Source organism: Plantactinospora solaniradicis, assembly GCF_042658085.1.
In the GTDB taxonomy this organism is placed as follows: Bacteria; Actinomycetota; Actinomycetes; order Mycobacteriales; family Micromonosporaceae; genus Plantactinospora; species Plantactinospora solaniradicis.
Genome location: NZ_JBHSPR010000085.1, coordinates 211587 through 234731, shown reverse-complemented (window position 1 = coordinate 234731; position 23145 = coordinate 211587). Strand labels below are relative to the sequence as shown.

General features: G+C 72.0%; 18 protein-coding genes and 1 riboswitch. All 18 genes read right to left on the bottom strand.

Annotation, left to right across the window (positions count from 1 at the left end):
- Positions 1-107: 107 nt before the first annotated feature.
- Positions 108-281, bottom strand: a riboswitch (FMN riboswitch).
- A gap of 81 nt (positions 282-362) precedes the next feature.
- The 18 genes from ACFP2T_RS44875 to carA all read right to left on the bottom strand — a co-directional run bounded on the left by ACFP2T_RS44875 (position 363) and on the right by carA (position 23097).
- Positions 363-1325, bottom strand: a complete 963-nt coding sequence (locus ACFP2T_RS44875) for a GGDEF domain-containing response regulator (RefSeq protein WP_377433325.1) — start codon at positions 1323-1325, stop codon at positions 363-365.
- Positions 1326-1401: 76 nt separating this feature from the next.
- A complete protein-coding gene (gene rpe, locus ACFP2T_RS44870; RefSeq protein WP_377433324.1) occupies positions 1402-2082 on the bottom strand; it encodes a ribulose-phosphate 3-epimerase in 681 nt (226 codons plus the stop codon).
- Positions 2083-2265: 183 nt separating this feature from the next.
- Positions 2266-4395: a xanthine dehydrogenase family protein molybdopterin-binding subunit gene (locus ACFP2T_RS44865; RefSeq protein ID WP_377433322.1), complete on the bottom strand. Its 2130-nt coding sequence runs from the start codon at positions 4393-4395 to the stop codon at positions 2266-2268.
- A gap of 80 nt (positions 4396-4475) precedes the next feature.
- The gene (locus ACFP2T_RS44860) at positions 4476-6158 is read right to left on the bottom strand and encodes an RsmB/NOP family class I SAM-dependent RNA methyltransferase (RefSeq protein ID WP_377433321.1); all 1683 of its coding nucleotides are present in this window, start codon (positions 6156-6158) and stop codon (positions 4476-4478) included.
- Positions 6155-7081 (bottom strand): methionyl-tRNA formyltransferase, encoded by a 927-nt coding sequence (gene fmt / locus ACFP2T_RS44855; RefSeq protein WP_377433320.1) that lies wholly within the window; start codon positions 7079-7081, stop codon positions 6155-6157. Before fmt ends, ACFP2T_RS44860 begins: the two co-directional genes overlap by 4 nt.
- A 7-nt stretch (positions 7082-7088) precedes the next feature.
- Positions 7089-7706 (bottom strand): peptide deformylase, encoded by a 618-nt coding sequence (gene def / locus ACFP2T_RS44850; protein WP_377433319.1) that lies wholly within the window; start codon positions 7704-7706, stop codon positions 7089-7091.
- 201 nt (positions 7707-7907) lie between these two features.
- On the bottom strand, positions 7908-8891 hold the full coding sequence (locus ACFP2T_RS44845) for an AAA family ATPase (RefSeq protein WP_377433317.1): 984 nt from the start codon (positions 8889-8891) through the stop codon (positions 7908-7910).
- 220 nt (positions 8892-9111) lie between these two features.
- Positions 9112-11241: a primosomal protein N' gene (locus ACFP2T_RS44840; RefSeq protein WP_377433558.1), complete on the bottom strand. Its 2130-nt coding sequence runs from the start codon at positions 11239-11241 to the stop codon at positions 9112-9114.
- 59 nt (positions 11242-11300) lie between these two features.
- Complete coding sequence (gene metK / locus ACFP2T_RS44835; RefSeq protein WP_377433315.1) at positions 11301-12494, bottom strand: methionine adenosyltransferase; 1194 nt, start codon at positions 12492-12494, stop codon at positions 11301-11303.
- A gap of 88 nt (positions 12495-12582) precedes the next feature.
- Complete coding sequence (coaBC, locus tag ACFP2T_RS44830; protein ID WP_377433313.1) at positions 12583-13788, bottom strand: bifunctional phosphopantothenoylcysteine decarboxylase/phosphopantothenate--cysteine ligase CoaBC; 1206 nt, start codon at positions 13786-13788, stop codon at positions 12583-12585.
- 20 nt (positions 13789-13808) lie between these two features.
- Positions 13809-14072 (bottom strand): DNA-directed RNA polymerase subunit omega, encoded by a 264-nt coding sequence (gene rpoZ, locus ACFP2T_RS44825; protein WP_007075826.1) that lies wholly within the window; start codon positions 14070-14072, stop codon positions 13809-13811.
- A 175-nt stretch (positions 14073-14247) separates the two neighbouring features.
- On the bottom strand, positions 14248-14760 hold the full coding sequence (locus ACFP2T_RS44820) for a nucleoside/nucleotide kinase family protein (RefSeq protein ID WP_377433311.1): 513 nt from the start codon (positions 14758-14760) through the stop codon (positions 14248-14250).
- 26 nt (positions 14761-14786) lie between these two features.
- Positions 14787-15104 (bottom strand): integration host factor, actinobacterial type, encoded by a 318-nt coding sequence (gene mihF, locus ACFP2T_RS44815; RefSeq protein ID WP_192768525.1) that lies wholly within the window; start codon positions 15102-15104, stop codon positions 14787-14789.
- Between the two features lie 171 nt (positions 15105-15275).
- Complete coding sequence (gene pyrF, locus ACFP2T_RS44810; RefSeq protein ID WP_377433309.1) at positions 15276-16118, bottom strand: orotidine-5'-phosphate decarboxylase; 843 nt, start codon at positions 16116-16118, stop codon at positions 15276-15278.
- A gap of 92 nt (positions 16119-16210) precedes the next feature.
- The gene (locus ACFP2T_RS44805; RefSeq protein WP_377433307.1) at positions 16211-17485 is read right to left on the bottom strand and encodes an adenosylmethionine--8-amino-7-oxononanoate transaminase; all 1275 of its coding nucleotides are present in this window, start codon (positions 17483-17485) and stop codon (positions 16211-16213) included.
- A 58-nt stretch (positions 17486-17543) separates the two neighbouring features.
- Positions 17544-18557, bottom strand: a complete 1014-nt coding sequence (locus tag ACFP2T_RS44800; RefSeq protein WP_377433556.1) for a quinone-dependent dihydroorotate dehydrogenase — start codon at positions 18555-18557, stop codon at positions 17544-17546.
- Positions 18558-18604: 47 nt separating this feature from the next.
- A complete protein-coding gene (gene carB, locus ACFP2T_RS44795) occupies positions 18605-21946 on the bottom strand; it encodes a carbamoyl-phosphate synthase large subunit (protein WP_377433305.1) in 3342 nt (1113 codons plus the stop codon).
- Complete coding sequence (gene carA / locus ACFP2T_RS44790) at positions 21946-23097, bottom strand: glutamine-hydrolyzing carbamoyl-phosphate synthase small subunit (protein ID WP_377433303.1); 1152 nt, start codon at positions 23095-23097, stop codon at positions 21946-21948. The genes carB and carA overlap by 1 nt, the downstream gene beginning before the upstream one ends.
- Positions 23098-23145: the final 48 nt, after the last annotated feature.

Here is a 23145-nt window from a genome sequence, read left to right as displayed (position 1 = left end):
GCCGGGCGGCCGGGACGAGCGGAAGCGGAGCACGGAGACGGCAGAGCCGACCCCGGCGGGCCCGCGCGGTCGGCATGCAGACGCCGGCCGTCAGGCCTGTCCGTCCCGCGCGCTGTCTCCCATCCGGACTGTCTGAGCGTGGGCGGTGCCCGCACTCAACCGTCGGCCCTGGGTTCTCACCAGGTCCACCGGGCGGCTCTGAGCCGACCGGGTCGCGGGCTTACCGGGCTTTCGCCCGGATCACCGCCGGTTCGGAATTTCACCGAGTCCCGCCAGCGCGTGGTGGGTACCGGTCGAGTGTTGCACGGATTCGAGGGTCGAGTGCCAGTGAGGCGACCGACCTCACAGCGGAGTGACTGCGGTCACCCTCCCGGACGGCGCCGGTCCATCGCCACGTACGACCCGGGCTGGCTCTTGGCCACCGTCTTCATCTCCGAGGCCGCCGCGATCACTTCGAGCGGGTCGGTGAACCGCCGCTCGGGCACCGACAGGGAGACCCCGATGGAGAGGGTGACCAGATGGGCGCGTTGGACGTTGCCCCGGCGGTCCTTCAGCTCGACGTAGCCGCGCTTGGCGTCCTCCGGGTCGTACAGCTCGTCGGCGGTCTTCTCGAAGTCGACCACGGCCCGCTCGGTGAGTGGCCGTACCTGTTCGGGGGCGCAGACGATCACGAAGTCGTCGCCGCCGATGTGCCCGAGGAAGGCCGGGGGCAGGCCGACCGAGACCACCGCCCGGTGCAGGCTGCGGGCCAGGGCGCTGATGAACTCGTCGCCCCGGACGAAGCCGTACCGGTCGTTGACGCTCTTGAACCGGTCGATGTCGATGTAGCCGACCGCGTAGTCGACGCCGCTGCGTACCCGGTCGCCGATCTCCCGCCGGATCCGGGTGTTCCCGGGCAGCCCGGTCAGCGGGGAGACCTCGCGGAACTCCTTGTTGCGCCGCAGCGTCGAGCTGACCCGGGCGACGAGTTCGGCGGTGTCGAACGGCTTCACCAGGTAGTCGTCCGCACCGGCGGTGAGGCCGTGCACCTTGTCCACGGTCAGGCCCTTGGCGGTCAACATGATCACCGGCAGGGCGGAGGTCATCGGGTTGGCCCGGAGTCGGCGGGTCAGCTCCAGCCCGTCGACCCGGGGCATCCGCAGATCGACCACGGCCAGATCCGGACGCCGCCGCTCGATCAGCTCCAGCGCCTCCTGGCCGTCTCCGGCCTGCATGACCTCGAAACCGTGCAGCCGCAGGTTGAACGCCACGAACCGGACAATGTCCTCGTCGTCGTCCACCACCAGGATCAGGTCGGGCCGCTCCTCGACCCCATCAACGCTCATGCCCGCACTCCGCTTCGCTCCGCGCGGTCACGAGGCTCTCCAGCACTGAGCTGGCCGATTCGCTCGCGGTGCTCGCTCATGTCGGTGGCACGGCGCGTTCGGCCAGCCGCCGCAGCTGCGTCACCGCCGCGGCCGGATCCGCCGCCGCGTAGACCGCGGTGCCGGCGACGAACGCGTCCGCGCCCGCCACCGCCGCCTGCTCGATGGTGTCGGCCGCGATGCCGCCGTCGACCTCGATCCGCAGTTCGAGGTGGCCCGCGTCAGCGTGCTGGCGGGCGGTACGGACCTTGTCGAGCAGTTCGGGGATGAACCGCTGCCCCCCGAAGCCCGCCTTGATAGTCATGATCAGCAATGTATCGAAACTGGGTAACAGGTCAAGGTACGGTTCGATCGGAGTGTCCCGGTCGATCGCCAACCCGGCCTTGGCCCCGGCCGAGCGCAGGTCCTTCGCCAGCGAGACCGGGTTGTCGCACGCCTCGGCGTGGAAGGTCACGTTGTACGCCCCCGCGTCGGCGTAGCTGGGCGCCCAGCGCCGCGGATCCTCGATCATCAGGTGTACGTCGAACGGCAACGTGGTCACGGCCAACAGGCTCTGCACCACCGGCAGCCCGATGGTCAGGTTCGGCACGAAGTGGTTGTCCATCACATCGACGTGCAGCCAGTCCGCCGTCGACTCCACCGCGTGGACCTCGTCGGCGAGCCGGGCGAAGTCTGCGGCGAGAATACTGGGCGCGACGATCGGCGCTGGTACGGTCACCGCGCCAGTGTACGAATGCCGGTCACCCCGACCGTCGCCGGATGCGGATCCGGTCTCCCTCCGGTCCGATCTGCCCTCCCACCAGCCCCGGTCCGTTCCACCCCGACCCGGACCGGTCCACTCCCGACCCGGACCTGATGCACGCCCGGCCCGAAACCAATCCACGGCCAACCCGGAGCCAGTTCACGACCGGCTCGGGGTTTCCTCGGCGAAGAACCGGTCCGGGGTGATCGGCAGGTCGCGTACCCGCACGCCGGTGGCGTGATGGACGGCGTTGGCGATCGCGGCAGCCGTCCCCACGATGCCCAACTCGCCGATGCCCTTCGACCCCATAGGGTTGACGTACGGGTCGTCCTCCTCGACGAAGTGCACCTCGACCGAGCCGACGTCGGCGTTGGTGGCGATGTGGTACTCGGCGAGATCGTGGTTGACCACGTGCCCGAACCGCGGATCGACCACCGCCCGCTCGTGCAGTGCCATCGACAGTCCCATGGTCATTCCGCCGAGCAGTTGGGACCGGCCGGTCTTCGGGTTGATGATCCGCCCGGCGGCGAACACGCCGAGCAGCCGAGGCACCCGGACCTCCCCGGTCGCCTCGCACACCCGGACCTCGGCGAACTGGGCGCCGAAGGCGTACATGGCGAACCTGTCCCCGTGCGGGTTGGCCGGCATGTCCGCGCTCGCCTCGATCCCCTCGGCCGGCACCACGCCGCCATGCTCGTCGGCGAGCCGGGCGCGTAGCCGATGCGCCGCCTCGACCACCGTGCAACCCCACGAGGTCATCCCCGACGAGCCCCCGGCCGCCATCGCATGCGGCAGCAGGGTGTCGCCGATCCGCAACTCGATCCGCCCGACCGGAACGTCCAACGCGTCGGCCGCGATCTGGGTCAGCGTGGTCCAGGTGCCGGTGCCCAGGTCGGCGGCGCCGATCGACACCGTGTACCGGCCGTCCGGACCGAGCCGGATCATGGCCGACGAGCCGGGCAACCGGTAGACCGGGTACATCGAGGCGGCGACCCCGGTGCCGACCAGCCAGCCCGCACTCCGCCGGGCCCGGGGTGTCGGATCCCGCCTGTCCCAGCCGAACCGGCGGGCGCCCTCGCGCAGACAGGCCACCAGGTTACGGCTGGAGAACGGCAGGTCCCGCTCCGGATCCTCGGCCGGCTCGTTGGCGATCCGGAACTCGACCGGATCCTGTCCGCAGGCGATCGCCATCTCGTCCATCGCCGACTCGAGGGCGTACATCCCGGGGGTCTTGCCCGGCGCCCGCATGATCGTCGGAACCGGTACGTCGAGTGCGACCATCCGGTGCGTGCTACTCCGGTCGGCTGCCGCGTACATCACCCGGCTCGAAGACGCGGTCTGCTCGGCGAACTCCTTGATCCGCGCGGTCTGCTGCACGACGTCGTGGGCGACGGCGACGAGTCGTCCGTCGGCATCGGCACCGAGCCGGATCCGCTGGATGCTCGGGGTGCGGTAGCCGACCTGGGTGAACATCTGCTGCCGGGTCAGCGCGAGTTTCACCGCCCGGCCGGGGACGGCCATCGCGGCCAGTATCGCGAGCACGACGTCCGGATGGGCGTGCAGCTTGCCGCCGAACGCGCCGCCGACGTGCGGCGAGATCACCCGGATCCGCTCCGGGTCGAGCCCGAACAGGGTGGCGAGCGAGTCGCGCAGCCGGTGCACGCCCTGACTGGCCACGTAGAGGGTGAGGTGGTCATCGGCCCAGATCGCGATCGTCGAGTGCGGCTCGATCTGATTGTGCTGGTACCTGGGCGTCGTGTAGGTGGCGTCGAGGCGTACCGCTGCCGCCGCGAGGGCCCGCTCCGGGTCGCCCCGCACACTGTCGGTGGCGAACCCGCCGTTGAGCACCGTCGGGGCGTACCGGTCGGGGTGGTCGGCCCGTAGCTCGACGTCGTGCGGCCGGGCCTGGTAGTCGAACCGGACCAGGTCGGCGGCTCGGCGGGCGACCTCCGAGGTCTCCGCCACGACACCACCGACGAACTGCCCCCGGTACCGCACCTCGTCGTCCTGCAGGATCAGCAACTCCGGATCCTCCACCGAGGCGACCCGGGCCGCGTCCTGGTGGGTCAGCACCGCCAGCACCCCCGGCTCGGCCAGCGCGGCCGTGGTGTCCACTCCGACGATCCGTCCGACGGCGATCGTCGCCTGCACCGGATGCAGATAGGCGGGCCGTTCCACGGGATGCTCGAAGGCGTACCGGGCGGTGCCGGTGACCTTCTGCGGCCCGTCGAGCCGATCCAGCGGCGTGCCGATGGCCCGAGCCGGCATAGTCGTCGCGTCCCCGTCCACCAACCCAACCTAGATGTAAGGAAGGGCCCCTTCTTATCGTTTTCTGTAGAAGAAGGGGCCCTTCCTAACCGGTCAGGGGGTCAGCCTCGGCGGAGCATTGCCAGGAACATCGCGTCGGTGCCGTGGCGGTGGGGCCAGAGTTGGACCGTCGGGCCGTCGCCGAGGCCGGGCATGTCCGCCGGCAGCAGCGGGCGGGCGTCGACGAAGTCCACCGGTACGCCGGATCGCCGCGCCGCCTCACCGACCGAGACGTGCGTCTCCACGACGTGCGGCGAGCAGGTCACGTAGCCGACCACGCCACCGGGGCGGACCGCCCGCAGCGCGGCGCCGAGCAGTTCCCGCTGCAACCGGGTCAGCGCCGGCAGGTCGGAGGGCTGGCGGCGCCAGCGCGACTCCGGCCGCCGCCGCAGCGAGCCGAGCCCGGTGCACGGCGCGTCCACCAGCACCCGGTCGAAGGAGTCCGCCGGCAGGTCCGGATCGCTCCCGACGGTGCGGCCGTCGACGGTCAGCACGGTGACCGGCAGACCCCGGACCGCCTGGGACACCAACCGGGCCCGGTGCTCGGCGACCTCCACCGCGGTCAGCGTCGCGCCGCGCTGCGCGGCCAGCGCACCCAGCAGACCGGCCTTGCCACCCGGACCGGCGCACAGGTCGAGCCACCGCTCGTCGGTGCCGTCCAGTTCGGCGTTGACCAGCGCGGCGGCCACGAGTTGGGAACCCTCGTCCTGGACGTGCGCCCGCCCGTCGGCCAGCACCGCCAGCTCGCCGGGGGCGCCACCGGGCAGGTAGACCGCGTACGGCGAGAAGGCTCCCGGCGCGCCACCGACCTCGTCGGCGACCTCGGCCGCGTCCGCCCGGCCGGGCCGGACGCACAGGTGCACCGAGGGCCGGTGGTTGTCCTCGATCAGCAGCCGGGTGGTCTCTCCCAGATCCCCGCCGAGCGCCTCGGAGAACGCCCGCACGATCCACTGCGGATGGCTGTAGGTGAGTGACAGGTTCCCGATCGGGTCGATGTCGGCGGCCGGCGCCAGCTCCGCGAGCCAGGTGTCGGCGTCCTTACCAGCCACCTCCCGGAGCACGGCGTTGGCGAACCCGGTCGCGCCCGGCGCCACCGCACGGACCAGGTCGACGGTCGACGAGACCGCGGCGTGCGCCGGAACCCGGGTGTAGAGCAACTGGTAGGCACCGAGTCGCAACGCATCCCTGGGCTGCGGGTCGATCCGCGCGACGTCCCGGCCGGCGGCGGCGGTCAGGACCGCGTCCAGGGTGCCCCGCAGCCGCAGCGTGCCGTAGGTCAGTTCGGTGGCGAAGGCCGCGTCCCGGCCGTGCAGCCGCCGCTCCCGCAGGATGTCGGGCAGAACCAGATTCGCGTACGCGTCGTCGCGGTGCACCGCCTCGATCGCCTCGTACGCCACCTGCCGGGGCAGATCCACCGGCGGGCGCTCCCGGCGCGGTGGACGACCGGCGCGCTCCCGATCGGCGCCTCCCGGACCGCCACGCCCCCGGTCCGGGCGCCCCCGGTCCGGGCGACCTCGGTCCGGACGGCCCCGGTCGGCACCGCCCTGCCCACTTCCCCGGCCCCGGTCCGCGCCGCCCGGCGCACCGCTGCTGCCGTCGGCACTGCCCCGGTCCGCGCCGCCCGGCGCACCGCTGCTGCCGTCGGCACTGCCCCGGTCGGCACCGGCCCGCTCGCTGCCGTCGGCACTGCCCCGGTCGGCACCGGCCCGCTCGCTGCCGTCGATCTGCCCGCTACGCTCGCTCACTCGAACTGCTCCCCACCCGCTACCCGGACCCCGCGAGCCCAGTCCGGTGCCGGCATCGCCCGCTTACCAGCCGCTCGTACCTCTCCCAACGCCACCGGTCCGGTGGCGGTACCCGCCAGCACCCGTCCGCGCTCGACCAGAAGTTCGCCCGGCTTGAGGTCCGGCCCTTCGGTGAGCGGCTGGACCGGGCCGAGTTTGACCCGGGCACCACGGAACTCGGTCCAGGCGCCCGGCGCCGGGGTGGCGGCCCGGATCCGGCGGTCCACGGCGAAGGCCGGCTCCGCCCAGCGGACCTGGCCGTCCTCGACGGTCAGCTTCGGTGCCAGCGAAACCCCCTCGGCGGGCTGCGGCACCGCCCGCCCGGTCCCCGCATCGATCGCGTCCAGCACCGCGACCAGCAGCCCCGCGCCGGATACGGCGAGCCGCTCCAGCAGGTCGCCCGCGGTGTCGGCGGGCCGGATCTCCTCGGTCAGGGTGCCGAAGACCGGTCCGGTGTCCAGTCCCGCCTCCAGTTGGAAGACGCTGGCTCCGGTGAACTCGTCGCCGTGCAGCACCGCGTGCTGCACCGGTGCGGCGCCGCGCCAGGCCGGCAGCAGCGAGAAGTGCAGGTTGACCCAGCCGTGGGCGGGAATGTCCAACGCCACCGGCGGCACCAGCGCGCCGTAGGCGACCACCGGTACGCAGTCCGGGGCGAGTTGGCGCAACCGGTCGAGGAACTCCGGCTCCCGGGGCCGGGCCGGGGTCAGCACCTCGATGCCACGCTCGTCGGCCCAGGCGCCCACCGGTGACCGGGCCAGCCCTCGGCCCCGCCCGGCGGGGGCGTCCGGCCGGGTCACCACGGCGAGCAGTTCGTGCGACGACGCGGCGATGGCATCCAGCGCGGGCAGGGCAACGGCCGGCGTACCGGCGAAGATCAGACGCACCGGGCCGTCACCGACCCAGACCGAAGGGGTTGGTGGAGCGGTCGGATCCGAACCCGAGGCGGCTGGCCAGGGCCTGACGCCGGCCGGTCGGGGCGTCGTGCGGGCTGGTCTTGACCACCGGCGGGGCGTCCTGGTCGTACCAGTCCGCCTGCCGGATCGCCCGCATCGCCTCCTTGCGCGCCTCGGCGTCCAACCGGTCCAGGAAGAGCACCCCGTCGAGGTGGTCGGTCTCGTGCTGCACACACCGGGCCATCAGGCCGGTCCCGACGATCTGGAGCGGGTCGCCGTACTCGTTGAAGCCCTTGGCGACGACGTTCAGCCGACGCTTGGTGTCGAAGTAGAGCCCGGGGATCGACAGGCAGCCTTCCTGGCCGTCCTGCTCCTCGGCGTCCGGAAAGTCCAGTACGGGGTTCACCAGATGCCCGACCACGTCGTCGACGTCGAACGAGAACACCCGCAGGCCCACGCCGAGCTGCGGTGCGGCGAGGCCGGCACCGTTCTGCTCGCGCATCGTGTCGGTCAGGTCGGCGACGAGTCTGCGCAGCTCGGCGTCGAAGTCGACGACCGGTTCGGCCGGGGTGCGCAGCACCGGGTCCCCGAACAGACGGATGGGCTGGACGGTCACGCGGGACGGCTCCTTCACGGATGGGAGTGGCGGGTGCCGTACCAGTCTACGGTCGGGCCTGCGCTGCCGGTCGGCTGCCGAATGCCGGCGCGGGCCGGTGACGGCGATCACGGCCGGGCACCGGCTGACCTTCGGCGCGCGGGGCCGGGCGGGCCGGCCGGGCGAACCGGTCCGGCGAACCGGTCGAGCGCGCCTGCCCGGTTAGGGCTGGTTCCCCGGCTCGCCGGCCAGTACGGCGTCGGTGCGCTCCAGGATGTGCGCGGGCAGCGGCAACTGGGTGCCGTGCGCGGCGTCCCAGTCGTAGATCACGCTCAGCCCGACCTCGGCCCGGAAGAAGTCGATCGCGCTGAGCCCGCCGACCACCGGCTCGTCGCACTCGGCGACCAGTTGGCCGGGGACCAGCTTGAAGCCGTTCCGGAGTGCCGCGCTGAGCCGCCGGTGTCCGTCGACGACGAAGAACTGCTCACCCGTGTAGCCGATGCGCAGCGGCTCCAACGCCTCCTCGCCAGCCTCTCCGATCTGCTGGACGAAGTCCGACTCCCAGAGCCCCCGCAGCCCCTGGATCTCCTGCGACGGGAAGATCCTGGCCGGGTCGAGCAGCAGCAGTGGCGGCCTGTCGCGCAGGATCTCCTGCCCGAAGGAGCCCTCGTACGCGGCGATCACGTGCTCCACCACCTCGACGGCCGAGGCCTTGGTGGTGTCGCAGATCAGGTCGTAGTTGCGGAGTTTCGCCTTGTCGACGCCGTACCGGACGAGGAACCGGCTCCGCTCGCTCTCGCTGCGCTCGTGGAGCTTTGCCCTCGCCTCCTCGACCGAGGAGTAGCTCTCGGCCGGCCCGGACGGCCGGGCGAGCACCCGACGGGCCGCCTCGGTCGGCTCGGTGATCATGTGGATCTTCAGCGCGTCCTTGAAGAAGTGCCAGGCGAGACGGCTGTCGACGATCAACTGCTCACCGGAGTCCGCGATGTCCTGCTGGAGCTGGTCGACGTAGCCGTCGACCGCCTGATCCAGCTCGGCGTGCAGGTTGAGTTGCAGGGCGGTCATCTTCCGCTGCTGCGCCATCTCCCGATAGAGGTCTCCCACGCTGACCCGCCGTAGGCCGAGTCGCTTGGCGAGCTCGATGGAGACGGTGCTCTTGCCGCTACCAAGATCGCCATTGAGGACGATCGATTGACGACCGGTCACGCCCTACCCACCCCTGATCCCAGGTTTTTCAAGATCAATAGTTTGAACACCGAACCGGCGCGATCACTCACCGTCACACCACCCGAGTGGAGCATGAGGGGCGATGGTATCACCCGGATCCCGGCCGGCCAGTCGGACTCTTAGTACGTCCCCACATCGATACCCACTCCACAGCGTCGACGAAACAACACTCCGTGTAGATTTCCGGCCCGGAATCCGATCAGAAGATGTCATGCGGATCGATCTGGATCCGTACCGGCTGGGCGGCCTTGCGGGCGGTCCGGACCGCCGCCGCGGCGTGCAGGGCGGCGGCCATCGCGGCCGCCCGGGACCGGGGCACCCGGACCAGCATCCGCTCCTGCCCCTCGGTCGCCGGCACCGGACCCAGCAACTCCGCCCCGGCGGGCAGGCGCGCCGCCTCCAGCAGGTCCGCCACCGCCGCCGCCGTCCCGGTCAGGCTGGCCATCCGGGCGGCCGGCGGGAAGCCCAGTTCGCGGCGCTCGGCCAACTCCCGACCGGCGAACCAGGCCGGGTCCCAGCGCAGCAGCGCCTGCACCGGCGCCAGCGCCCCGTCGGCGACCACCACCACCCGACCGCCGGCCGAGGCGGGCCGGGCCAGTGCCGCCGCCGCCAGCCAGCGGCGCAGCGCCTCCTCGCCCGCCCGTAGGTCGGCCCGGGTGAGCAGCGCCCAGGAATCGAGCAGCAGCACGGCCCCGAAGCCACCCTCGGCGACCGGCTCCGCGCCGGGAGTCGAGATCACCAGGCCGGCGCCGCCCGGCACGGTGACGAGCACCTCCTCCCGACCCGACGTCCGCACCGGCACGCCGGGAAACGCCCGCCCCAGTTCCTCAGCCGTACGCCGGGCGCCGATCACGGCGGCCCGCAGTCGCCGGCCGCCACAGTGCGGACAGGCGTACCCGGCGGCCACCCGGGCGCACCATCGGCAGGTGGGGATCGAACCTGCCGAGCGCAGGGCGAGCGGACCGGCACAGTGCGGACAGCGGGCCGGGGCCCGACACTCGGCACAGGAGACCGAGGGCAGGTAGCCGCGCCGGGGCACCTGGACCAGTACCGGCGCGTCGGCCTTGAGCGCGGAGCGGGCCGCCTCCCAGGCCAGGCTGGGCAGGCGCGCCGTCGCCGCCCCCGGGTCCCGGGCCAACTGCGGGTCGTCACCGGTCGGCGTCACCTGCGGCGAACGAGCCCGCAGCGTCGCCCGATCGGCCACGATCTCCTTCGCCCAGCCGGTCTCCACCAGCAGCCGCGCCTCGGCGGTCCGGGCGTACCCGGCCACCAGCACCGCCGCCTCGCCGAACTGGGCCCGGGTGAGCAGCACCTCCCGGGCGTGTGGATAGGGCGCTCTGGGCTCGGCGTGCAGGTCGTCCCCGTCGTCCCAGATCGCCACCAGTCCGAGGTCGGCAACCGGGGCGAACATCGCGGCCCGGGTACCGATCACCACCGGCACCTGACCCCGGCGGGCGGCCAGGAAGGCGCGGTACCGCCGGGCCGGCCCGAGCGCCGCCGACAACGCGACATGCCGCCCGGCGCCGAGCCGGCCGGTCAGCGCCGCGTCGAGCCGTTCGAGATCGCGGGAGTCGGCCACCACGGCCACCACCCCGCGTCCGCTCCGTACCGTCGCCGCCGCCGCGTCCGCGAACCGGGCCGCCCAGTCCTCCCCCGGCAGCGCCGACCAGACCGCCCGAGGCGCCCGGCCGTCGGCGAGCGCCCGCAGGAACCCGGGCCCGGCCGGATAGCTCCGCCAGCCCGCGGCGTCCGCCGCGCCGTCATCCCCGTCGGCCACCCCCGGCGGTCCGGTGCCGTCCGTGGCCGCATCGGAGGCGGCACCGACCGCGTCGGCGGCACCGCCGTCCGTGGCCGCATCGGAAGCGGCGCCGACCGCGTCGGCGGCACCGCCATCCGTGCCGGCTCCGGTCGAGGCAGCCGGGACGGGCACCGGGGGCGGGACGGTGGCCGGGGCGGCAACCGGCGCCGGGGGCGGGACGACGGCCGGGACGGGCACCGGGGGCGGGACCGATTCGCGCTCGACCCGCGCATGCCGGGGCGGGACGGCCAGCCGCAGTACGTCGGCGAGGTTGCCGGCGTACCGGTCGGCCACCGCGCGGGCCAGTCGGGCGATCTCCGGGGTCAGCACCGGCTCGGGCGACACCAGCCGCTCCAGGTAACTCAGCCGGCCGTCGTGCGCGGACATCTCGGCCCGGTCCAGCAGCCATCCGTCGACCAACTGACCCGCGAAGCGCACCCGTACCCGGGTTCCGGCCTGGGCCTGTTCGGCCAGCTCGGCGGGGACCAGGTAGTCGAAGGGCCGGTCCAGGTGGGCCAGCGGCACATCCACGCAGACGCGAGCGACCGGCAACCCGGGAGCGGGCTGCCGGTCGCTGCGCTTGCTGGTGGTCAGGCTCCCGCGGCCGACTTGAGGTCGGCGGCGCGGTCGGTGTTCTCCCAGGTCAGATCGGGCAGCTCACGGCCGAAGTGGCCGTAGGCGGCGGTCTGCCGGTAGATCGGGCGGAGCAGGTCCAGGTCCCGGATGATCGCGGCCGGACGCAGGTCGAAGACCTCGGACACCGCCCGCTCGATCCGGTCCACCGGCACGTTCTCGGTGCCGAAGGTCTCGATGAACAGGCTCACCGGGTGGGCCTTGCCGATCGCGTACGCGACCTGGACCTCGCAGCGCTCGGCCAGTCCGGCGGCCACCACGTTCTTCGCCACCCAACGGGTCGCGTACGCCGCGGACCGGTCGACCTTGGACGGGTCCTTGCCGGAGAACGCCCCACCGCCGTGCCGGGCGTACCCGCCGTAGGTGTCGACGATGATCTTCCGCCCGGTCAGTCCGGCGTCGCCCATCGGGCCACCGATCTCGAACCGGCCGGTCGGGTTCACCAGCAGCCGGTAGCCGTCGATGTCGAGACCGAGTTCCTCCAGCTCCGGAGCGATGACGTGCTCGCGGACGTCCGGGGTGAGCAGCGACTCCAGCGAGATGTCGGCCGCGTGCTGCGACGACACCACGACCGTGTCCAGCCGGACCGGACGCAGGCCGTCGTACTCGATGGTGACCTGGGTCTTGCCGTCCGGGCGCAGGTACGGGATGGTCCCGTCCTTGCGGGCGGCCGACAGCCGGCGGGCCAGTCGGTGCGCCAGGGCGATCGGCAGCGGCATCAGCTCGGGCGTCTCCGAGCAGGCGAAGCCGAACATCATCCCCTGGTCGCCGGCGCCCTGGGCGTCCAGCGCGCTCTCCGACGAGCCGGACCGCAACTCGATGGCGCTGTCGACGCCCTGCGCGATGTCCGGCGACTGGGACCCGATCGACACGCTGACGCCACAGGAGGCCCCGTCGAAACCCTTCTTCGACGAGTCGTAGCCGATGCCGAGGATCGTCTCGCGAACGATCGCCGGGATGTCGGCGTACGCCTTCGTGGTCACCTCACCCGCGACATGCACCTGGCCGGTCGTGATGAGGGTTTCGACCGCGACCCGGCTGCGCGGGTCCTGGTCCAGCAGCGCGTCGAGGATACCGTCGCTGATCTGGTCAGCAATCTTGTCCGGGTGGCCTTCCGTGACCGACTCGGATGTGAACAAGCGGCGTACCACGGTGCTCCTAAGATCTCGAATACACGTTGCGCGGCAGTGTAGTCACCGCCGCCTGGTCTGAAGGCCAACACCCTTGGCGTCGTTTCGCTCATGACGAGCCGGTTAAGCGCGTTGTTACCAGATCCCACACACCGTCGGCGAGATCTTCCTTGGATTGCTCGGGAAACGCTGTCACCGAGCCGTCAGCGCCGAGCACGACGGCGGTGTTGGTGTCGGCCCCGAAGACCTTGTCCGGTCCGACCTCGTTCACGACGATCAGGTCGGCCTTCTTCCGGGCCAGCTTGCCCCGGGCGTTGGCTTCGGCGTCACTGGTCTCGGCGGCGAAGACGACCAGCACCTGGTCGGGGCGCCGACGCTCGCCCAGCTCGGCGGCGATGTCGGGGTTGGCCACGAGTTCGACGGTGAGCGCCGCGCCGCGATCGGATTTCTTGATCTTGTCTGCGGCGTACGTCGCGGGCCGGAAGTCGGCGGGCGCCGCCGCCATCACCACGGCGTCGGCGGACCCGGCCGCCTCCAGGGTGGCCTTGCGCAGTTCCTCGGTGGTCGAGACCCGGACCACGTCCGCTCCGGCCGGATCGGGCAGCCCCACGTTGGCGGCGATCAGCGTCACCCGGGCGCCACGGGCCACGGCCGTCCGGGCGAAGGCGTAGCCCTGCTTGCCCGACGACCGGTTGCCGATGAACCGCACCGGGTCCAGCGGCTCCCTGGTCCCGCCGGCGGTGACCACGACCCGGCGACCGGTCAGGTCCCGGGATGCCCCGGTGCCGCGGGCGAGCACCCGGCGGGCCACCTCGAAGATCTCGGCCGGATCGGGAAGCCGGCCCTTCCCGGTGTCCGCCCCGGTCAGCCGACCGCTCGCCGGCTCCAGCACCAGGACCCCGCGCCGACGCAGCAGGGCGACGTTCTCCACGGTGGCGGGGTGCTCCCACATCTCGGTGTGCATGGCGGGCGCGAGCAGCACCGGGCAGCGGGCCGTCAGCAGCGTGTTGGTGAGCAGGTCGTCGGCGAGTCCGTGCGCCGCCTTGGCCAGCAGGTCGGCCGTGGCGGGCGCGACGACCACCAGGTCGGCGCCCTGCCCCAGCCGTACGTGCGGCACCTCGTGCACGTCGGCCCAGACGTCGTCGGCGACCGGTTGCCCGGAGAGCGCCGCCCAGGTCGGGGCGCCCACGAACCGGAGTGCGGAGGCGGTCGGCACCACCCGGACCCGATGGCCCGACTCTGTGAACAGGCGCAGCAGCTCACACGCCTTGTACGCGGCGATGCCTCCGCCGACCCCGAGTACGACCGCGGTCATCGGACGACGCCCGACCGGCCCTACGGCTGGTCGGTCGGCTCGGCGGTGAGCAGACCGGCGTTGATCTCCCGCATCGCGATCGAGAGCGGCTTCTCCTGCGGCGTGGTCTCCACCAGTGGGCCGACGTACTCCAGCAGGCCCTCGCCGAGCTGGCTGTAGTAGGCGTTGACCTGGCGGGCGCGCTTGGCGGCGAAGATCACCAGGGCGTACTTCGAGGTGGTCTTCTCGAGCAGCTCGTCGATCGGCGGGTTGGTGATGCCCTCGGGGTTGGCAATGGATCCCACGGAGATAAACCTCGGTGTCTCTCGACCGCGCCAGGCGGTCAGGTCGGAGTTGGCTCGGTTGGCGTCGGTCCATGGCGACGTCGACGTCAGGTCAGAACTCGATCAGGCTTCGGGTCTCGGTCAAGCTTCGGGTCGAGCAAGCTTCGGGTCGAGGCCGGATCAGGTCGGAGCTACATCAGGTCGGCGTCAGAAAGGACGAACCGAGCAAGCCTACCAGTTCATCCGCAGCACGCCCGGCCACGTCGTTGACGACCGTCGCGTCGAATTCGCGACCGGCCCGGTGGACGTCGGCCCCGGACGGGGCGAGGTACACCAGCCGGGCCTCGGGCATCGCCACCCGCACCTGTCGGGCACCCCGGAGGTCGATCGTCAGCAGCACCGGCAAACCGGCCGACAAACGGCTCCGTACCGGCTCGCGCGGCGTTCCGTAACGGTGAACGCCAATCTCCGACCACTCCAGCAACAGCCCGTCGTCGAGTAGTCGCGCGAATTCGCCCGCATCGACGAAACGGTAGTGCACACCGTCGATCTCGTACTTCCGACGGGGCCGGGTGGTCACCGGGACTGACAGCCACAGTCGTGGCGATCGGGCCCGGACAAGTTCGGTCACGCTGTCCTTGCCGGCCCCGGAAGGGCCGGCAAGGACCGTGAGACGAGCCGCAGTGCGGACATCGTCATGCGTACCCACTGCTTGTTTCTACACGGCGAGTGGAACTAGTTCGCCGCGAATTCTCCAAGCAGTGCCTTGCGCTGCTGCTCACCGAGGCCACGCAGGCGACGGCTGTCGGCGATCTTGAGCTTCTCCATGATCTGGGTCGCCCGGATCTTGCCGATTCCCGGCATGGCCTGAAGTACGGCCGATACCTTCAGCTTGCCGACGACATCGTCCGCCTCCGCCCGGTCGAGGACGGCGGCGAGGGTGGTCTTGCCCTGCTTAAGCTCTTCCTTGAGCTTGGCACGGGCCTTGCGGATCTCCGCGGCCTTTTCCAGCGCGGCTGCACGCTGCTCGGGGCTCAGTTGGGGGAGCGGCACCAGTTCTCCTCAGGTCCCTATCGCGACGGGCGGGACGCGCCGTCGCATCTGTGAAACGTGGTGTGCCTGGCAACCAAAGGGGTATGTGGTTCCCAGCGCCGGGAAAACTAGCGGTCAACGGAGCTTTCGGCAACGTGGGCACGCCATGATCATGTCAGCGTGACCACGAGATCACTGACCGCCAGCGGTCAGCGCGGCCCGACAATCGGCCAGAACCCGGTCCGTCGCGGCCCGCAGCGCGGCCGGGTCGGGACCGGCGCCGAGCACCTCCCGGGAGTACGACGGGAGCACCGCGCCGAGCTCGTTTCCGAAGACCGTGCGCAGGTCGGCGGCGCGACCACCCTGGGCGCCGAGCCCCGGAGCGAGCAGCGGACCGCCCACCCCGGAGAGGTCGTGCCCGGTCGGGCCGATGGTGGCGCCGACCACCAACCCGAAACTGCCGAGCGGCTCCGCACCCTTGTTGAGCTGCGAAATCTCGTCGATGATCGTCTGCGCCACGGTGCGCCCGTCCGCGCCACGGGCTCGCTGGACGCTCGCGCCCTCCGGGTTGGAGGTGAGCGCCAGCACGAACACGCCACCGCCGTGCTTGCGCGCCGCGTCGAACATCGGAGCGAGCGAGTTGACCCCCAGGAACGGGCTCGCGGTGACCGCGTCGACATACATGGGGCTGGATGGATCGAGATACGCGTCGGCGTACGCGGCGACGGTGGAGCCGATGTCGCCGCGCTTGACGTCAAGCAGGATGAGCGTCCCGGCGCCCCGTAACTGTCGGATAATTGACTCAAGTACGGCGAGTCCCCGAGCGCCGAACCGCTCGAAAAACGCGGACTGCGGCTTGACCACCGCGACCCGGTCACCGAGTGCATCGACTGCGATCTGGCTGAACCGGGTCAGCCCGTCGAGGTCGTCCGACAGGCCCCACCGGGTCAGCAGGGCGGGATGCGGATCGATGCCCACACACAGCGGACCACGCTCCGCCATCGCCCGGTGCAGCCGACTGCCGAAGGTCTCCATTCGCTCTCCTCTCCGCGCGCCACGACCACCTGTCGCGGCGTCTGGTCGACTCCCGTCGCGGCCCGAGGCACCCGGACCGCCCGTCGGCCCGCTCAGCCGGCCGCGGCGGCCGCGCCGATCGCCGTACAGATCCGGGCCAGGTCCTCGTCGTCGGTGACGTACGGCGGCATCGTGTAGACCAGGTTCCGGAACGGCCGCAGCCACACCCCGTGCGCCACGGCGGCGGCGGTCGCCGCGGCCAGGTCGACGTCGTGGTCGAGTTGCACCACCCCGATCGCCCCCAGTGCGCGGACGTCGGCGACCCCGGGAGCGCCCCGCAACGGCGCCAGACCGGCCGACAGGGCCCTCTCGACCCTCGCGACCTCCCCCGCCCAGTCTCCGGTCCGCAGCAGCCCGATGGAGGCGTTCGCGACCGCGCAGGCGACCGGGTTACCCATGAAGGTCGGACCGTGCGCGAGCACCCCGGTCACCGAGATGCCCTCCGCGACCTCCGGCGTACACAGCGTCGCGGCCAGGCTGAGGTAGCCGCCGGTGAGCGCCTTGCCGAGGCACATCACGTCCGGGGTGACCCCGGCGTGCTCGGCCGCGAAGAGCGCACCGGTCCGGCCGAAGCCGGTGGCGATCTCGTCGAAGATCAGCAGGATGCCGTGTCGCGCGGTCAGTTCCCGGAGCAGCCGCAGGTACTCCGGATTGTGCCAGCGCATGCCGCCGGTCCCCTGCACCACCGGTTCCACGATCACCGCGGCCAGTTCGTCGGCGTGCCGCTCCACCGCGTCGGCGAGCGCGGTCGCGTACGCCTCGTCGACGGGTGCGTCGAACCCGGACGGCGGCACGTCCGCGAAGACCTGCCGGGGCAGCACGTCGGTCCAGAGCGAGTGCATCCCGCCGTCCGGGTCGCAGACGCTCATCGGATGGAAGGTGTCGCCGTGGTAGCCGCCACGCCAGGTGGCCAGCCGGTGCCGCTGCGGGCGCCCCCGGCCGCGCTGGTACTGCAACGCCATCTTCACCGCGACCTCCACGGACACCGAGCCGGAGTCGCTGAGGAAGACGTGTTCCAGGCCGGGCGGGGTCAGTTCGACCAGGGTGCCGGCGAGCCGGACGGCGGGCTCGTGGGTCAGGCCGCCGAACATGACGTGGCTCATCCGGCCGAGCTGATCGGTGACCGCGGCGTCCAGCACCGGATGTCGGTACCCGTGGATCGCCGCCCACCACGACGACATGCCGTCCACCAGTTCCCGGCCGTCGGCGAGCCGCAGCCGGACCCCGGCGGCACTCTCCACCACGTACGGCGTCCTGGTGGCCGGCATCGGCGCGTACGGGTGCCAGACGTGTGCCCGGTCGAGCGCGACGATCTCCTCCGGCGTCACCGGCCCTCCTCCGACGTCGTCGACGGCTCCCCCGGGTACGCCGGAACCCGTCCCCGGGTCACCGCCGGGTCGCCCGGGCCGCCGCGCGGACCAGCCCCGGCCCGCCGTAGACGAACCCGGTGTAGAGCTGCACCAGGCTGGCCCCGGCGTCCAGCAGCGCCGTGGCGTCGGTCGGGTCGAGAATGCCGCCCACCCCGATCACCGGCAGTGCACCATCCGTCTCGGCGTGCACGAAGGAGACCACCCGGCGGGTGCGTTCGGTCAGCGGTCGGCCGGACAGTCCGCCGGCCTCGCCGGCCCGGGGCCGGTCGGCCGGGGCGAGGCCGTCCCGGCCGAGGGTCGTGTTGGTGGCGATGATCCCGGCCGCGCCCCGGTTCAGGCAGACCTCCAGCACCTCGGCAATGGCCGCCTCGGTCAGGTCCGGGGCGATCTTGACCAGGATCGGCTTCTCCCCGACCAGGGCGGCCAGCAGCGCGTCGAGGTGTTCCCGGTCCTGCAACGCGCGCAGGCCCGGGGTGTTCGGCGAGGAGACGTTCACCGCGAAGTAGTCGCCGTACGGGTGCAACATCCGGTAGGACGTCAGGTAGTCCTGCACCGCGTCGTCCAGCTCGGTGACCTTGGACTTGCCGAGCGAGATGCCCAGCGGCACCCCCAGGGGACGCTCCAGGGCCGCCAGCCGGGCCGCCAGCGCCGCCGCACCGGCGTTGTTGAAGCCCATCCGGTTGATCACCGCCGCGCTGTCCGGCAGCCGGAACAGCCTCGGCCGGGGGTTGCCCGGCTGTGCGTGCGCGGTGACCGTACCCACCTCGACGAAGCCGAAGCCCAGCGCCGGCCAGGCGGGCAACGCGGCGCCGTCCTTGTCCATCCCGGCGGCCAGGCCGACCGGGTTGGGAAAGTCGACCCCGAAGACCGTACGCGGAGCCGGCACGGCGTACCGGGCGCGCAGCACGGCCAGTGCGGCCGGTCGCCGGGAGAGCGCGGCCAGCCGCCGCAGGGTCCACTCGTGCGCCGTCTCGGCGTCCCCGCCGCCGAGCCGGAACAGCGCCGGCCGGACGATCCGGTCGAAGACCATCCCACCCGGCGGTCGGGCCGGCCCCGGCTCGGTCGTCGTGTCCGCGCTCACTCGTCCGCCCGCAGCGCCGCGTGCAGTTGCTGCAACGGACGGACCGACATGTCGCCGCGGATCAGCGCCTCGATGCCCATCACCGCCGCCGCCGCGCCCGGCACCGTGGTGATGCAGGGAATGTCGGCGCCGACCGCCGCACTGCGGATCTCGTACCCGTCGGACCGGGCGCTCGCCCCGGAACCCTGCGGCGTGTTGATCACCAGGGCCACCTCGCCCGCCGAGATCAACGCCACCGCGTCCGGAGAGTCGGCGCCCTCCTCGTAGTGCTTGCGGATCAGCTCGCAGGAGATCCCGTGTCGCCGCAGCACCTCACCGGTGCCCGTGGTGGCGACGATCTCGAACCCCAGGTCGGCGAGGCGCTTGACCGGGAAGATCATGCCGCGCTTGTCCCGGTTGGCCACCGACACGAAGACCTTCCCCCGGACCGGCAGCGATCCGTACGCCGCCGCCTGCGACTTGGCGAAGGCGTGCCCGAACGAGGTGTCGATGCCCATCACCTCGCCCGTCGACTTCATCTCCGGACCGAGCAGCGAGTCGATGCCCTTGCCGGTCGGCGTCCGGAACCGCTTGAACGGCAGCACCGCCTCCTTCACCGCGACCGGGGCGTCGGCCGGCATCTTGGTACCGTCGCCGGTCGGCGGAAGCAGCCGCTCGGCGCGTAGCTCCGCGATGGTCGCACCGAGCATGATCCGGGCGGCGGCCTTGGCCAGCGGCACGGCGGTCGCCTTGGAGACGAACGGCACGGTCCGGGACGCCCGGGGGTTCGCCTCCAGGACGTAGAGGGCGTCGTCCTTGAGCGCGTACTGGACGTTGAGCAGGCCGCGTACCCCGACCCCCCGGGCGATCTCCACGGTGTAGCGGCGTACCGCGTCCAGGTGGGAGCTGGCCAGGGTGATCGGCGGCAGCGCGCAGGACGAGTCGCCGGAGTGGATCCCCGCCTCCTCGATGTGCTCCATCACGCCACCGACGTAGACCTCGCCGTCGGCGTCGCAGAGCGCGTCCACGTCGATCTCGATCGCGTCGTCCAGGAACCGGTCGACCAGCACCGGATGGTCCGGCGAGATGTCGGTGGCCCGGGTGATGTACCCGCGCAGCGTCGGGTCGTCGTAGACGATCTCCATGCCCCGCCCGCCGAGCACGTACGACGGCCGGACCAGCACCGGGTACCCGATCTCCTCGGCGATCGCCCGCGCCTCGTCGTACGAGGTGGCGGTGCCGTGCGCCGGCGAGCGCAGCCCGGCCCGGTCCAGCAGCGCGCCGAACGCGCCCCGCTCCTCCGCGAGGTGGATCGACTCCGGGCTGGTGCCGACGATCGGCACTCCGGCGTCCTTGAGCCGCTGGGCCAGGCCGAGCGGGGTCTGCCCGCCGAGCTGGACGACCACGCCGATGACGCCCGGCCCACCGGCGGCCCGACCCGAGCTCTCCTCGGCGTGCCAGACCTCCAGGACGTCCTCGAAGGTGAGCGGCTCGAAGTAGAGCCGGTCGGCGGTGTCGTAGTCGGTGGAGACCGTCTCCGGGTTGCAGTTCACCATCACGGTCTCGTAGCCGACCTCGCGCAGGGCCATCACGGCGTGCACGCAGGAGTAGTCGAACTCGATGCCCTGGCCGATCCGGTTCGGCCCCGAGCCGAGGATCAGCACCTTGGGCCGGTCCGACGGGGTCACCTCGGTCTCGCCGTCTTCGGCCGTGTAACCCTCGTACGCCGAGTAGTGGTACGGCGTACCGGCGGCGAACTCGGCGGCGCAGGTGTCGACGGTCTTGTAGACCGGCCGCACCCCGAGCCGGTGTCGCAGGGTACGGACACCGTCCTCGGCGGCCAGTTCCGGCCGGAGCGCGGCGATCTGGCGGTCGGAGACCCCGGCCCGCTTGGCCCGGCGCAGCATCTCCTCGTCCAGTACGGCCGCGCCGACGATCTCCGCACGCAGCTCGATCAGGCCGGCGATCTGGTCCAGGAACCAGGGGTCGATCCCGCCGGAGGCCGCCGACACCTCGGCCACCGAGGCGCCGAGCCGCAGCGCCCGCTCGACGGTGTAGAGCCGCCCGTCGTGCGGAACGCGCAACGCGGCCAGCGTCGTCTCCAGCGTGGCGCCCTCCGGGTCCGGCACGGTCCAGAACCCGGCCTCCTTGGTCTCCATCGACCGCATCGCCTTGTTCAGCGCCTCGGGGAAGTTCCGGCCCAGGCTCATCGCCTCGCCGACCGACTTCATCGTGGTGGTCAGTTCCCGGTCGGCGGCCGGGAACTTCTCGAAGGCGAACCGGGGGATCTTGACCACCACGTAGTCGAGCGTCGGCTCGAACGCGGCCGGCGTCTTCAGGGTGATGTCGTTGGGGATCTCGTCCAGGGTGTAGCCGACGGCGAGCTTCGCGGCGATCTTCGCGATCGGGAAGCCGGTCGCCTTGGACGCCAGCGCCGAGGACCGGGAGACCCGGGGGTTCATCTCGATCACGACCAGCCGCCCGTCGTCCGGGTTGATCGCGAACTGGATGTTGCAGCCGCCGGTGTCCACCCCGACCTCGCGGAGCACCGCGATCCCGAGGTCGCGCAGCCGCTGGTACTCGCGGTCGGTCAGGGTCATCGCCGGAGCGACCGTGACGCTGTCCCCGGTGTGCACGCCCATCGGGTCGACGTTCTCGATCGAGCAGACCACCACGACGTTGTCGTGCCGGTCCCGCATCAGCTCCAGCTCGTACTCCTTCCAGCCGAGCACGCTCTCCTCGATCAGGACCTCGTGCACCGGGCTGGCCGCCAGGCCCGACCCGGCGATCCGGTCCAGGTCCTCGTCGGTGTGCGCCATGCCGGAACCCAGGCCACCCATCGTGAACGAGGGCCGGATCACCACCGGCAGGCCCAGCTCGGCGACGGTGGACCGGACCTCGTCCATCGAGTGGCAGACCCGGCTGCGCGGGGTCTCGCCGCCGGCCTTGGCGACGATCTCCTTGAACAGCTGCCGGTCCTCGCCCCGCCGGATCGCGTCGATGTCGGCGCCGATCAGCTCCACCCCGTACTTGGCGAGTACGCCGGACTCGTGCAGCGCCACCGCGGTGTTCAGTGCGGTCTGCCCACCGAGCGTCGGCAGCAGCGCGTCCGGCCGCTCCTTCGCGATGACCAGCTCGACGAACTCCGGGGTGATCGGCTCGACGTACGTGGCGTCGGCGAACTCCGGGTCGGTCATGATGGTCGCCGGGTTGGAGTTGACCAGGCTGACCCGCAGCCCCTCGGCGCGCAGCACCCGGCAGGCCTGGGTGCCGGAGTAGTCGAATTCGCAGGCCTGTCCGATGACGATCGGGCCGGAGCCGATCACCAGGACGTGCTTCAGGTCGGTCCGCCGGGGCATCAGGCGCCCTTCTTCTCGATAAGTTCCGCGCTCGGCTTGCCTCTTCGCTCCACAAGTTCCGCGAAGCGGTCGAACAGGTAGTCCGCGTCGTGCGGGCCGGCCGCCGCCTCCGGGTGGTACTGCACGGTGAACGCCGGCACGTCCCTGGCCCGCAGCCCCTCGACGACGTTGTCGTTCAGGCAGACGTGGCTGACCTCGACGGCGCCGAAGTCGGTGTCGATCACCTGGTTGAGCGGCGCGTCGACGGCGAAGCCGTGGTTGTGGCTGGTCACCTCGACCTTGCCGGTGCTCCGGTCCAGCACCGGCTGGTTGATGCCGCGGTGGCCGTACCCCAGCTTGTAGGTGCCGAAGCCGAGCGCGCGGCCGAGGATCTGGCTGCCGAAGCAGATGCCGAACAGCGGGACCTCCCGGCGCATCACCTCGCGGGCCAGCGCGACCGGGTGGTCGGCGGTGGCCGGGTCGCCGGGACCGGGCGAGAAGAAGACCGCGTCGGCGCCGGTGGCCAGCAGGTCGTCGATGCTCGACGACGCCGGCAGCACGTGGGTGGTGACACCCCGCGCCGCGAGCCGGCGCGGGACGTTGCGCTTGATGCCCAGGTCCAGCGCGGCGACGGTGAACCGGTGTACGCCCTCGGCCGCGACGGTGTACGGCTTCGCGGTGCTCACCTGCGCGGAGAGGTCGGCGCCCGTCATCCGGGGTGCCTCGCGCACCCGGGCCAGCAGGGCCGCCGGATCGTCGTCGAGGCTGGACACGCCGACCCGCATCGCGCCCCGGTCCCGCAGGTGCCGGGTCAGCGCCCGGGTGTCCACTCCGGAGATCCCGACCACGCCCTCGGTGGCCAGCCGGTCCTCCAGACCGCCGGTCGCGCGCCAGTTCGACCCGATCCGGGCCGGGTCGCGGACGACGTACCCGGCGACCCAGATCCGCCCGGACTCGTCGTCCTCGGTGTTGACCCCGGTGTTGCCGATGTGCGGCGCGGTCTGCACCACCACCTGACGGTGGTACGACGGATCGGTCAGCGTCTCCTGGTATCCGGTCATCCCGGTGTTGAAGACGGCCTCACCGAAGGTCTCCCCCACACTGCCGTACGCCTCGCCGCGGAAGGTCCGCCCGTCCTCCAGGACCAGGATCGCCGGTCGTCTCCGGTTCACTTCATTCCTCCGATCCGGACTGCGGGGCTCGCAAGCTCACTCCTCGCT